Here is a 12,054-nt window from a genome sequence, read left to right as displayed (position 1 = left end):
CCCCTATTGAGGAGGGGCTTTTATATCTACTTTTTGGGCTTTGATGGTGGTGTTGGTATCCTGGGCGGTGGCGGTAATGGTGTCCCTTTGGTCCCTGGTTTGGGTTCGCTCGGTTTTGGCAGTACTGGTCTGGGTGGAGGTGGTTTGGTCATTTTTTTGAGGGTTTAAAACATTTGTAGATGAAAAATAAATAAGAGAACATACACCAACTAAAAGAGTTATTAGTGGAGCATATGTTGTAAAATTTGAATTGTCGTCAAATCTTTTGGTGAGGTCATAGTGGCTTCGAAACATTTCCATTACTTCATCAGAACTCTGCTCAATTTGTCTCAATTTTTTTAATCTATCTTTTGCTGATAAAGTCTCTTCATGGTCATTAAAGTCTAAATTACTATACTCATTAGATACCTTTACCCAAGAGCGTTCAACAACGGTATGCACGTGTATTGACCATATAGTAGATGCAAGGCTTAACAGGAGCGTCAAACCAAGGAAAATCCATGGTGTTACAAGATATTCAATATTGATAGGATTGTTGCCAACAATTTTTTCCATCAAAGCCATTGATAAAACTAATCCTCCTGATGATATCAATATTAGTGTTTTCTCATACTGTTCATGAGCTTTTAAGAGCCCACTCCTTAACTGATCACTGTAATGTTTGAAATCTATTTTTAGATCTTCTTTACTCATAGCCTAAATATTTATAAGCAATATAATTAAAATATTATATATGAAAAACATCACCCTAACCGACGACACTGGCACCATCATCACCGGCCAGATACCACAAGGCTGGCACGAGGTGCCGCTCTCACAATGGCTTCAATTCGATTTACTAAAAGAAGGTAAGCCAGCAGGTTTGGATGTGGCTATGTTAGTCTCATCGCTTACCAGTTTACCATCTGAAATATTGATGGATGACGTATCGCTGGTGCCTATTATTTTTAATCAGATGAAATGGCTGACAGCCATGCCAGCTCCAAAACCGGCTCTTTGCTTTAATCACTTAAACACAGCTTATGAGCATGTAGGTAATCTGGATAAAGTAAGCATGGCTCAATTCGAGGCATTGCATTCTTTTTTGGAGCAGGCAGGAGATAGCTATATTCAAGCTGCTCCAGATCTCTTGGCGGTGCTTTACAAACCTAAGGGCAGAGCACAGGATCTGGATACTATTAGAGAGTCTAGCGAAGCCTTTCGAAGCCTATCTATGGATAAAGCGTGGAGTGCTATCGCTTTTTTTTTGACCAGCTCAGAGCCATACGCGACTCGCATTCAAAGCTATTCCCAAAGCCGAAAAAAGATGCTTCAGGTGATGACCCTTACGGAGAGAGCACTTGCCACAACACATTCACGGAAGCTATCCTTACGCACAGCCGTCTGGTTGGGCCGGATATATATACGTTACGCGAGAAGGCTGCTGTTGACGTTCTAGAAGTAATGGAGTTTGAGATGCGTCGAGATGACAATAAGGTAATTCGTTAAAGATGATGAAGCGTGTAAAAGCATTATGGAGTCTGCTCACATGTAAAGAGTTTCTTTTGGTGACACTTCGTCCTGATATAAAGAATAATTCTTTCCATACAAAATACATACACAATATGAAGGAGAATGAGGTTAAAGGCATGATCGCAATTATGTATTGCCATACTAAATCAGAAGATGTACTACAAATGGCTAGCGAGTTGCTAGCTAAAAGCATTATCAAAAATTAACCTTTAAATGATGGAGACTTTGGAGCAGACTGTGAGAGTTATATATGGAGGATCAATATTTCTTCTTCCCGACACAGGAGAGGAAACGATTGGGCAGCTTGTATTAAATGTAAAAAAACTTAGTGGAGATGTATGCGAATCGAATTTAATAGCTCGTGATCATAACGGCAGATTATTGGATCAAGGAGAACGATACTCTGAATCTTTTGGCCTTGTCATTTTAAAAGCTAGTTAGACTACTTTGAACAGTAGGAGGCTATTTGTAGCTTTTAACGCCAAAACTGTCCTTTACTTCCTGCCTAATACGTTGTATCAAATTGTAAGCTCTGGTAGCCGTATAGGATGTTAGGAATGCAATCTCACGGTAAGTGAGGCCGTGGATGTGCAGGTCGAACACTTCGTATTCATGTGGCGGGTAATGAGAAGAGACAAATAGCTTAATAGTGGTGGCTATTGCACTACGAGCCTCAGCATCATCTTCTGCCTCTGGAATTTCATCAGCTATCGTATTTGAAAGCGGCAAAATATATTTTTTATCTCTCTGTGCATGATAAAAATTATACTTTATAGCTGATATTAAATAAGCTATAAAGCTTCCCGTGAAGCCATGGACAAGTATCCTATCATAGCATTTAATTAGAGCATCAGAATATAGGTCGTGCGCCTCGTCTTGATCTTTCGTCAAAGATTTGGCATACCTGGTCAGTAACTGGGTGTGTTGAGCGGCTGCGCGCATAAAGGACTGCGCCTGTTCTTCGTGCATCATTAGTTTAAGGTTGTCCTCTAATTTATATGATGCCCTTTTAGCAGTTTTGTAAAGGGTACTTATACTACAACTTAGGATATCAGGAAAGCTTTCTAAGCATGTTGCTCTTATTACTTTGTTTTTAAAATATTAACCTGTGTTGGACTCTATAAAATGCTAACTAAAGGCAGGATATTAAACTTATTTTATATATTGCTCCAGCTCTGGCGGGTGGTGGGCGGCCTGATCAGCAAGTTCCCGAACACCAGGTACGAGTGGCGCAGAAAGATGAGCCACATGGAGGCGGACATCTTCGAACTGCGCCAGGAGATCAAGAACATGAAGAAACGGCTGGGGGAGTAAATATATGTGAAAGGGACTGTAGAGAGTTGGAGATTAATGAATTCGTAAACTTTTTATCTAATTATACATCTAGCAAATTTACTATGGGTGGAAGAAACCTACACGAAAAAGCCTTTGACGAAGCCACTCTAGCCAAGCTGGAAATATTTGAAAATTATACCAAGTCTTGGCTACCAACTTTTGTAATGCAGTCTTCTCCAGTCATCTGTATTTTCGACCTGTTTGCAGGTACAGGCTACGATATTAATGGTGTACCAGGTAGTCCTATTCGAATTCTTCAGGTTATTAAGCAGTTTATAGGTGAAATTTTCAGAAAAAACGTAAAGTCTATAAGGCTTTATCTTAATGAATATGAGGAAGAAAAATATGTTTTACTAAAGGCGGCTATTGAAAAATTTCTCGCTGAAAATAAAGACGTAGGACGGATAGTGACTTACCAAATCGATCAAAAAGATTTTAATGTCATTTATCCAGAACTACTTCCAATTATATCTCAATTCCCAAGTTTGGTATTTTTGGATCAGAATGGTGTTAAATTCACGAATATAGAAAACCTGCTAAAACTGGAAAAAACCAGCCAGACAGACTTTCTTTTCTTTATATCCTCTTCATATTTTAAAAGGTTTGGGGAAACAAAAGAGTTCTCTAACTATCTTAAAATTGATGCTGCAGTTCTCAAGAGCAATCCTTATAAGTTTATACATGAAGTTGTTGTTAAAGCAATTGCTCAACAGTTGCCTACAAATACCAAATTGAGACTTTATCCGTTTTCGATTAAGAAGCAGACTAATATTTACGGTTTGGTATTTGGCGCGAAGCATCCAAGGGCTGTTGAGAAGTTTTTAAATGTTGTGTGGGAAAAAAATCCAATAAATGGTATAGCAAACTTTGATATAAACGAAGACATTGCAAAATCAGGTCTTCAGTTTAACTTGTTTGCTGAGCCAAAGAGAACTAAAATAGAAAAGTTTAATGAGCTCCTAGAAAGCACTCTTCAAGAACATAAGTGCGTCACTAACAAGTTTATGTATTTATTTACTCTGGAGCAAGGCCATCCACTTAAGCATGCAAATGCACACCTAAAATATTTAAAGAAAGTAGGTAAAATTTACTACGATACACGAACTCCTAAACTGGGCTATAAAGAAGCGTACAAAGGGGATGAACCTGTATCCATTAATTGGGTTAATGTGAAATAATGCTAAAATAATTAGACAATAACTAATATAATTAGTAATTTAGCAATAGTTATAGCTAAATTCGATAAACTATAAGATGGCAGAATCAAGCATAGAATGGACAGAGGCAACTTGGAATCCAACTACTGGATGTACAAAGGTGTCGCAGGGTTGTAAGTTTTGTTATGCGGAGGTAATGCACAAAAGGCTTCAGGCTATGGGTATTCAGAAGTACAGCAACGGATTTCGTACTGTGACAACCCATCCCGAAGTCCTCAACCATCCTAGAAAGTGGAAGCCTTCCATAATATTTGTTAACAGCATGAGCGATCTTTTTCATGAGGAAATTCCTTTTGATTTCGTTCAGCAAGTTTTTAAGGTAATGAATGAGTGTCCTCAGCATACTTTTCAAGTGTTGACTAAACGCGCTGAGCGACTGGAAGAACTGGCTCCTTTACTTACTTGGACACCTAACATTTGGATGGGTGTATCTGTAGAGGATGGTAGTGTTACTGATAGAATCAACCATTTGAGAAGAACTGGAGCTGTGGTAAAGTTCCTTTCCCTAGAACCGCTGATAGGCCCTTTACCAAGCCTAAACCTCAATAGCATTGATTGGGTTATTGTAGGAGGCGAATCTGGCAGGAACCCTAGGCCAATGAAAGCTGAATGGGTTGTTGATATCCAGCAACAATGCGACGTGGCTAGAGTAGCATTTTTCTTTAAGCAATGGGGAGGAAAAAATAAAAAAGCAGCTGGAAGAGAACTCAACGGCAGAACTTACGATGAAATGCCAGTAGCAACAATGTAATGCAATAAAAAAGCGGCTGGTGGGCCGCTTTTTTATTGCCCTTGCTTCTCTAACAAAATTAGCATCAACTATTATTATTAGCATTCGTTTCGTTTCTTTGCTTAAAGACAACGACAACTATGGCAGCCACATTCAAACCCGTACTGAAGGCGGAGAAGAAGCAGGACGGCACCCAGGCGGTGCGCATACGGGTGACCAAGGAACGGGTGGTGCGCTACTATAATCTGGGTATTATTAATACTATTGAGGAAGATAAATATTATCTAGCCCATGCAGCTCAGACTGTCAGAGTATAATTCTAATAAGTTACAGCAAAAATGCGACGTGCCAGCCGCATTTTTGCTGTAGTCAAACAATATTATGCTTACAAGTAGGTATTGCTAAATTATCGCCTTGGCTTACGCATTCGCTTACTTTTCTTGTAAGCCATTAGAGAAGCACGAGAATATCTTACTGATCGCCCTATTTTGCTATAAATTATTAGCGTTCCAGGTCTGTTGCGTTCAATTTCTAGAGTTTTTACACTCACGCCCGTAATTTTGCTAGCCTCTTTGCTAGTTACCTCCTCATCCAAGAGTTCCCCCAGTTCTTCCACTCTTTTTGAAAGCATCTCAATTTTGGAAATAAGCTCGTAAAATTCAGCTTTTTCAAGTAGTATGACCTCTTGCATATTATGGAATTAGTTAAAGTATGTTTATAGACATTTAAAATTAGTATCAGTAGTGCCAAAACTATGATTTGCTAACAGTGTGTTGCTGAGGCAATGGAGGCAAATGCTAAAGCATTCCTCTAGAGCACTCACCGAGATACTAGTAATCCATTAAGCCTATCAGCTAACTACATATACTCCTAGGACCTGGTGGAGTGGATTCAGAGTAATTACTGGAGCACGAATAGAATTAAAAAATAACTAAAATCGATAGGTAATTCATTAAAGTACCCTAAAAAGATGAAATAGAGCCATTAAAGTTAGTTTTAAGTTAAGCTAAAAGTGAAAGGCTATAACTGATTAGAAGGCAAAATGGCACTAACCAAAACCTACACCATCGAGATACAGATGGACGCTGCCCAGCAAAAACTGGCGGATGCACAAAAGAAACTTAGAGAGTTGGATCAGGAGCTGGAGGGGCTCAACCGTGATTCCCCTGCAGCCAAGGCTATTGTTGCGGAAATGGCAAAGGTGGCTAAGGAGATTGAGGGGATAACCAATCAGACAGAAACTTTCAGCAGACAGTTAGATGCCCTAAAACCCGGCTCACTGGGCGCATTGAAAAAGGAGGCTAAAGACCTTGAAGCTTCTCTCGATGGCCTAGTGGTAGGCTCTCAGGATTACGAAGATTCACTTAAACGACTTGCTGATTTAAAAGTACAGATTAACAGCCAACCAGCCGCTGAAGTATTTAAGCAAGGCTCTCTGGGGGCAATGAAGGAAGAGGCTGAGGCACTGGAGAAAGAGTTGCAACAACTGGTAAAAGGAACGCAGGAATTCAAAGATAAAACGCTGGAATTAGGTCGTGTTAAAGGCTCGATAAAAGAAATCGAAGATGCAATAGACGCTTTGGATCCAAAGGCACAGGCAGGTGCATACTTAGATTTTGCTAACGGCATGACAGGCGCTTTTGGAATCGCTACGGTTGCTGCTGAAAACTTCGGATTAGCCTCAGGAGGAAGTGCTGAGGCTGTAGAGAAGAAGATGCTGCAGTTAATGACTGTAATGCAATCTTTCGAGGCTATACATAAAGCCCTTAATTCCGAGACTCAGGCAGCAATGAAAAATATGTTTAGCTCGGTTTCTTCCAGTATAAAATCAATATTGGGGATGGGAAATAGTTGGACCATTGCTGGAGTAAAAGCTCGGCTCTTTGGAACCACTACTAGGGCGGCGTTGACTGCAACCGGTGTCGGACTATTTATTGTGCTCTTAGGTACTTTGATAGCCAACTGGGACTGGGTTACAAAAAAGGTTGGTGAGTTCAGGAATAGTGTTGCAAAGTATCTTCCCGCCGTAGGAGATTTTATTGATGGAGTAGTGGCGAAGGCTCGGGACTTGGCAAATGTGTTCACCTTTGGATTTATAGATGATGCTGTTACCGCTGCCGTCAAAAAGTTAGAAGAAAAAGAAAGGCAGCTTACCGAAGCTCGTATCTCCAATAGGAAACGGTATATTGCTGAAGAGGAGGCTGCAGGACGCAGTGTGTATGTTTTAAAGCAACAGCAGCTAGCTGATGAGCTTAAGTTATTAGAGAAGGGCTCACAAGAATATATGGATAAGCTCTCGGAAATTCGGGTTCTAAAGGCATCACATGATAGAGCCTTAGGGGAACAGGAGGCAAAAGCAGCTAAGGAAGCCGCCGATAAACGTAAGTCCGAAGCAGTTAAATTCAAGCAAGAGGCTGAGAAAGCGGCTGAAGATGTTTACAATTTAATAAGGCAGGCAGAGGCCGACGAGTTTAGTGCACGTGCTGAAGCCAGGGGTAGACGCTACGAAATGGCCAAGGCTGCTGGAGCAAGAGAGCAGGTGTTGCTTCAGATCCAAATTGATGCCTATGGTGAACAACAACAGGAGTTGCTTGATCAGGGTAAATATCACAGCGAGGAATGGTGGAAGCTTGAAAACCAGAAGCTCGCTAACCTGAAATCCATCCAAGACCTAGATAAGCAGGAGCGGGAGAAGGCCCAGTCCGACCGGGAGAAAATGCGTCAGGATGAGCTTGATAAGATGGATACCGAATACCAGAAGCAACGGGTAATCCTAACGATGCGGCAAGCAACTGTCGAGGAGTTTACAAATTTAGAGTTGTCTCACCTTAAAGTTAGAGCAATAGCACTGGAGAAAGCCGGCAAGCAATTCACAAAAGAATATGAGGATATCATTAATGCCATTAGAGAAATAGAGGGACGATTGGTAGAGAAGAAAGGTGGAATACTTCAAAGGCTCTTTGACGGGTTATTCGGCCATCTGTCTCAAGAGCAGCAGGATATTGTAAAGGAGCAGCTAGCATCAATTGTTCAGAATGCCTTATATGTAGCTGATTCACTTCTACAGGAGGCATTTATTAGACTCGATACTCAGGCGGAGGTGCTGGATAGTCGGCTTATGGATCTGCAGGAGCGTAACCAGCAAATAAATGATCAATTGAATGAAGCTGTTAGGCGTAGGGAGGATTTAGAAAGCCTATTAGATAGTTCACTCGGAGCCAAACGCGAACACCTGATACAGCAAATCGCGAAGGAAAGGCTCGAGGAGAAAAAGCTTATAGATGAGAAAAAGAAAGCCGCGGCTGAGGAGTCTAAGATTGCAAAGCAAAAGGAGGAAATCGAGCAGAAGCGCCAGGAACTGGAGGCCAAAGGAAGGACATCGCAAGAAGCAGGAATTGCTATTTCACAGACTGCAGCTGCTTTTGATGCAGTTGCGGGCGCTGTAGCAGCTGTTAAGTCCGGTGCAGGTGTCCCATTCCCTGGGAACCTTGTGGCCATTGCAGCAGGTATTGCCTCGGTTGCAGCTGCTGTTGCGTCTGCAAAAAAGCTGGCCTCTACAGTTAAAGCTGCAAAGTTCGAGCATGGTGGATCGCCTAAGGAGGTTAGCGGTTTGGTGAAAGGGCCAAGTCACGCACAAGGTGGCGTTCCCTTTACGGTAAAAGGTGTACCTGGCTATGAAATGGAAGGGGATGAATTTATTGTGAGTCGGTCTGCCTATGCCAACAATCGAGAAGCCATTCAACGCATCAACGCGATCGGGCGAAGCGTACGTTTTGTGGCCATTCCGGAACACCAGATCAAGCGCAGAGCGAACGGGGGGGAGTCTGAATCAGGGGCAGGGGCGGCTTCTGCTCAGGTTGCCGTGGTGGGCGATTCAGCGCCATTGGCGGCTGATGAACTGGCGGCTATCCGTGGGTTGTTGGAGCGAATAGAGCAGCATTCCGCCATCACGGCAGATAAAGATCTAACGCTTCATATTGGGTGGAGTGAAGCAAAGCAAATAGACGATATAAACACTCAAAGGAAACAGGACGAACAAGCAGGGAAACTATTTGGATAATAGATATTTAGAGTATATTTAAGAAAAAATATAAAACTTATGGAAGAAGATAAAGAAATAACAAAATCAGTAAGATTAGATGAGAAAGACTGGTTCCTACAATCTCTAGTAAGAACTGTTACCGGAACAGACCATAGAATTGGAATGACTTTTTTAACTGGTGGCCTCTTGGTGTCAGGCTATGTCGTAAGTGGGCATAAGTACTTTGAGGCTATAGCAAAATTATATTCATCGAAAGAAGAAGTGCAACAAAGCATTGCAAATCTTGCCGAAGGGTATCTTCCAAATGAATCAGGAGAAATTTTGGCTATGCAAGACCTACCCGCTTTCATACATTTACAGGATGCAAAATACTATAATACATTTGGTCAACCAATACCTGGTAAAGAGGGAGTTTGGTGGCGTGGAACTTTGTTAAACATTAACGGATACAACTTTGGTGTTTTGGGGTTCCCAAGTAGAGATGATCAAGTAGAGCAATAATAAATAAAATAAGGACGAGAGGGCGGCAAAAATATTTCAAATGTATTCGATCAGGTTTCTTTTAAACAAAAAGGGCTTCCTTTCTTCTGCAGATTGGTAGCCCTTTTTTTCACATCAGAGGCAACTAATGTGTTAGTTAGCAAAGATACATAAAACTAATGAAGCAAGCGATTTTAAAGGGTTCGAGTCCATCAAAGAGAAAGGAAAGATTTGTTAAGTGCCTTCTAATAAAGAAAAATTGAATAATCGGACACAGTTCGGACATAATATAGAGGTTAGGAATAAAGGGAATTGTGAAATCATGCTTTTACCAGTCTGCATCTTGTGCTCCTATACCCGCTAGCTTGTTGGCTTCCGCTTTAAGAATAATATTCATTTCCTGCATATTCTTATCATGAATCTTGGCGGTTTTTCCATTTTTAATTTTAGCAGGAAAAAAGCTTTCTAAGGGGGAAGAGCCCGATGACCAGGATACAACGAAATTATTTAGCATGTATCGATATCGTCCATCTTTGAATTCCATTAGGAAATCATACTTGATTATCGTTGTAGAGATTGTTTTAACTTCATTTCTGCCACTGATGAATTTACCAGGTTGCTGCTCCCATATCCTGCCCTTGTTGTTCTGCGTAAGCCAAAAAAGTGCAGTGTTATATAAATTTTCAGCGCTTTTTTCTTTAGTTTCTATCACGCCTTCATAAGTAACCATTCCTGTCTCTGTATGCAGGGGGAAATTATAGAGGCCTATATATTCATAGGACTTGGTTTTTTGGGCGAATGCTTCGCTCGCAATAAAAACAAGTAGAAATCCAATCCCAACAATAGTTTTTCCCATATCTGTATATACTTGATTGCTCAAATATAGTAAAATAGGGGCTGACAAAAAGCTAGTCCTCTAGTACCTGAGCAAATTCTAATACTTGGCCTGTTTTTGGGTCTAAATAGGCTATTATACCTATCACCTCTATAGTCCTGAAGGAGCGCCACTGCTTTTTAGTGTAGTCATAATATGTCTTCACCCTGCTATTGTAAGCTCTAAAGCTTTTAGGATGCTTTGATTTAGGAACTAATTCAAGATTCCTGGTACCATCCGCGAGTCTTATTCTTCCTTTTGGGCTTCCACCCTTCCCTGACCCATCAGTTACAGTACGATAAGTAAATCGGACTGCTGTCTTTCCAAGCAGACGCACTAAATAGTCTTTAGCTGTCCATCCTTTACGAGTATGGAGCTGTAGTCTTTTATATATCTGTTCCAACTGGTAGTTTTTTTGGTGTTCCAAGTGTTTCGCGCGCCTGTTCATCTGTCAGCCCGTAAAAGGTTTTCAGTATGCCAACAGCGGCTTCGTAGTCGATCACCTGTTTGCTGACTCTTTCCATTAAATCCATAATCGCGGTTATACCCCCTACCGAACCGCGAAGGGCTGCCTGCGCCTGGGCGTTGGGATCATTGGCAGATACAGGGTTGAGCGGGTTGCCCTCATCGTCCTCCTCCACCTGACGCGGTTTCATGTCAATCATGGCACGGAGTTCGTCTTCATCTGTGATATCCTGGAGCAGGCTTTCCGAAAAGGTAAACTTTACGGGCAGGTTCGTTACAATGTCCAATGCTGGCGTGTCGGCATCGCCTTTAAGCTCCACACCTTTAACATGGCTAAGCAGCTCCTCAAACCCCTCAATAATGTCCACCTGTTCCGGGCGCACTACCGTGTTGTAGTATAGTTCATAGGCGGTGCGGATGGTGCCAGCGTCACCGCCAAGAGAAGCCCCTCCTGGTAAGCCCACAATAACAGGCGATGGAACCCTGTTAGCAGCAAGAATTTTCTCGACACACAATTCAGAATAGGTGTTGTAAAGCGTGTCGTTGTTTTGGGCGTTATAGCTAAGCACTTCAGCGCCATTGTCACCTGTGATACCGAACAACACCATAAGCTTCTTCCCTTTCGGACCTACGAAGTTCTTTTCCACCTCCTTTTTGAAGGCGTTTCTTTTCTCTTGGGCGGTGCCGGTCGCGTCGTCCTGTGGATCTTCGGGCACAGTGAGTATATTGCCCAGTGCGAAATTGTTCTGCACGTTGGAGAGGTGGAATTCTGCCAGATCGCCTTCAAGCTGCATGTAAGAAAGAGCTGCATCGCATTCCGGTTCAGAAAAGTAATCGTTGCTGTCCGAAGGAGTCATACTCACGTAGAGCTGTACTTTGTCTTGTCGGGCAGTTTCAGGATTAAAGCCCCGGATACGGACTGGCTTAAACTTGGCGTCGCTGCTTTTGCTCCAATCACGGCATAACCAATAGCTTTCAATCACGCCGTTGTCATTCATTGGCTCGGGAGCTACGGTGCGTATAGCCTGGTGATGGATTTCAGCAATGCTGTCACCAGCCTTATTCCAGATTACCTGCACAGCCCAAGCGTTCAGGAAGGCCTGGTCTGCCGCAATGCTGGATAGCTGACGGTTAGCGTGTTTGCCCTCTCCAGCCATATTGCGCATGAATTCATGCAGAGCGGCATTATCCTCATCGTAGGAAAAGCCTTCGCCTCGCAACAAGGCTGTTTTAGTGGCCGTGATGGAGCGTTGCGTAGGGCTGTTTTTTTTAAGCTTGATAAGGTCTCCCCAGTAGCTGTGCTTCCTCCCATACTCAACCCAGCCTTTGCTGGTGTTGACTTTTACCTCTGGCGGCGGGGGAACGCTAAGAGAAACAGATATGTATTCAGCGTGCATAG

The 12,054-nt window shown here is 42.3% G+C and carries 13 protein-coding genes; 7 read left to right on the top strand and 6 right to left on the bottom strand.

Annotated elements, in window-relative coordinates; all coding sequences use genetic code 11:
- Nucleotides 1–3: 3 nt before the first annotated feature.
- Nucleotides 4–693: a hypothetical protein gene (locus C1N53_RS16180; protein WP_137760304.1), complete on the bottom strand. Its 690-nt coding sequence runs from the start codon at nt 691–693 to the stop codon at nt 4–6.
- Between the two features lie 40 nt (nt 694–733).
- On the opposite strand from C1N53_RS16180, the gene C1N53_RS16175 reads away from it, so the two are divergent.
- Entirely contained in the window at nt 734–1,438 is a 705-nt protein-coding gene (locus C1N53_RS16175) for a hypothetical protein (protein WP_137760303.1), read from the top strand.
- A 536-nt stretch (nt 1,439–1,974) separates the two neighbouring features.
- Here the strand turns inward: C1N53_RS16175 and C1N53_RS16170 are convergent.
- Nucleotides 1,975–2,484 (bottom strand): RNA polymerase sigma factor, encoded by a 510-nt coding sequence (locus C1N53_RS16170; RefSeq protein ID WP_137760302.1) that lies wholly within the window; start codon nt 2,482–2,484, stop codon nt 1,975–1,977.
- A gap of 153 nt (nt 2,485–2,637) precedes the next feature.
- On the opposite strand from C1N53_RS16170, the gene C1N53_RS16165 reads away from it, so the two are divergent.
- The 4 genes from C1N53_RS16165 (at nt 2,638) to C1N53_RS22585 (ending at nt 5,111) form a co-directional block, all read left to right on the top strand.
- A complete protein-coding gene (locus C1N53_RS16165) occupies nt 2,638–2,826 on the top strand; it encodes a hypothetical protein (protein ID WP_137760301.1) in 189 nt (62 codons plus the stop codon).
- Nucleotides 2,827–2,909: 83 nt separating this feature from the next.
- On the top strand, nt 2,910–4,025 hold the full coding sequence (gene tcmP / locus C1N53_RS16160) for a three-Cys-motif partner protein TcmP (protein WP_137760300.1): 1,116 nt from the start codon (nt 2,910–2,912) through the stop codon (nt 4,023–4,025).
- A 76-nt stretch (nt 4,026–4,101) separates the two neighbouring features.
- Nucleotides 4,102–4,815: a DUF5131 family protein gene (locus C1N53_RS16155; RefSeq protein ID WP_137760299.1), complete on the top strand. Its 714-nt coding sequence runs from the start codon at nt 4,102–4,104 to the stop codon at nt 4,813–4,815.
- Nucleotides 4,816–4,934: 119 nt separating this feature from the next.
- A complete protein-coding gene (locus C1N53_RS22585) occupies nt 4,935–5,111 on the top strand; it encodes a hypothetical protein (protein WP_168194046.1) in 177 nt (58 codons plus the stop codon).
- 89 nt (nt 5,112–5,200) lie between these two features.
- Here C1N53_RS22585 and C1N53_RS16150 read toward each other — a convergent pair whose 3' ends face one another.
- Complete coding sequence (locus C1N53_RS16150) at nt 5,201–5,485, bottom strand: helix-turn-helix domain-containing protein (protein WP_137760298.1); 285 nt, start codon at nt 5,483–5,485, stop codon at nt 5,201–5,203.
- 351 nt (nt 5,486–5,836) lie between these two features.
- Between C1N53_RS16150 and C1N53_RS16145 the strand changes: the two genes are divergently transcribed.
- Nucleotides 5,837–8,854, top strand: a complete 3,018-nt coding sequence (locus C1N53_RS16145) for a hypothetical protein (protein ID WP_137760297.1) — start codon at nt 5,837–5,839, stop codon at nt 8,852–8,854.
- A 39-nt stretch (nt 8,855–8,893) separates the two neighbouring features.
- A complete protein-coding gene (locus C1N53_RS16140) occupies nt 8,894–9,337 on the top strand; it encodes a hypothetical protein (RefSeq protein WP_137760296.1) in 444 nt (147 codons plus the stop codon).
- A 307-nt stretch (nt 9,338–9,644) separates the two neighbouring features.
- On the opposite strand, the gene C1N53_RS16135 is transcribed toward C1N53_RS16140, so the two are convergent.
- From C1N53_RS16135 to C1N53_RS16125, 3 genes are read right to left on the bottom strand one after another with little or no spacing between them, the layout of a single operon-like run.
- Nucleotides 9,645–10,172 (bottom strand): hypothetical protein, encoded by a 528-nt coding sequence (locus C1N53_RS16135; protein ID WP_137760295.1) that lies wholly within the window; start codon nt 10,170–10,172, stop codon nt 9,645–9,647.
- A 52-nt stretch (nt 10,173–10,224) separates the two neighbouring features.
- Nucleotides 10,225–10,593 (bottom strand): SH3 beta-barrel fold-containing protein, encoded by a 369-nt coding sequence (locus C1N53_RS16130; RefSeq protein ID WP_137760294.1) that lies wholly within the window; start codon nt 10,591–10,593, stop codon nt 10,225–10,227.
- Nucleotides 10,577–12,052: a hypothetical protein gene (locus C1N53_RS16125; protein ID WP_137760293.1), complete on the bottom strand. Its 1,476-nt coding sequence runs from the start codon at nt 12,050–12,052 to the stop codon at nt 10,577–10,579. The genes C1N53_RS16130 and C1N53_RS16125 overlap by 17 nt, the downstream gene beginning before the upstream one ends.
- Between the last annotated feature and the right edge of the window lie 2 nt (nt 12,053–12,054).

This window comes from Pontibacter sp. SGAir0037 (assembly GCF_005491705.1).
GTDB lineage: Bacteria > Bacteroidota > Bacteroidia > Cytophagales > Hymenobacteraceae > Pontibacter.
The sequence above is the reverse complement of the archived record's forward strand: the minus strand, read 5'-3'. Positions and strand labels throughout refer to the sequence as shown.

Coding starts and splice junctions, on each gene's coding strand:
- C1N53_RS16170 (WP_137760302.1), bottom strand. CDS start 2,484: ATGATGCACGAAGAACAGGCGCAGTCCTTTATGCGCGCAGCCGCTCAA.
- C1N53_RS16125 (WP_137760293.1), bottom strand. CDS start 12,052: ATGCACGCTGAATACATATCTGTTTCTCTTAGCGTTCCCCCGCCGCCA.
- C1N53_RS16135 (WP_137760295.1), bottom strand. CDS start 10,172: ATGGGAAAAACTATTGTTGGGATTGGATTTCTACTTGTTTTTATTGCG.
- C1N53_RS16180 (WP_137760304.1), bottom strand. CDS start 693: ATGAGTAAAGAAGATCTAAAAATAGATTTCAAACATTACAGTGATCAG.
- tcmP (WP_137760300.1), top strand. CDS start 2,910: ATGGGTGGAAGAAACCTACACGAAAAAGCCTTTGACGAAGCCACTCTA.
- C1N53_RS16175 (WP_137760303.1), top strand. CDS start 734: ATGAAAAACATCACCCTAACCGACGACACTGGCACCATCATCACCGGC.
- C1N53_RS16155 (WP_137760299.1), top strand. CDS start 4,102: ATGGCAGAATCAAGCATAGAATGGACAGAGGCAACTTGGAATCCAACT.
- C1N53_RS22585 (WP_168194046.1), top strand. CDS start 4,935: ATGGCAGCCACATTCAAACCCGTACTGAAGGCGGAGAAGAAGCAGGAC.
- C1N53_RS16145 (WP_137760297.1), top strand. CDS start 5,837: ATGGCACTAACCAAAACCTACACCATCGAGATACAGATGGACGCTGCC.
- C1N53_RS16140 (WP_137760296.1), top strand. CDS start 8,894: ATGGAAGAAGATAAAGAAATAACAAAATCAGTAAGATTAGATGAGAAA.
- C1N53_RS16165 (WP_137760301.1), top strand. CDS start 2,638: ATGCTAACTAAAGGCAGGATATTAAACTTATTTTATATATTGCTCCAG.
- C1N53_RS16150 (WP_137760298.1), bottom strand. CDS start 5,485: ATGCAAGAGGTCATACTACTTGAAAAAGCTGAATTTTACGAGCTTATT.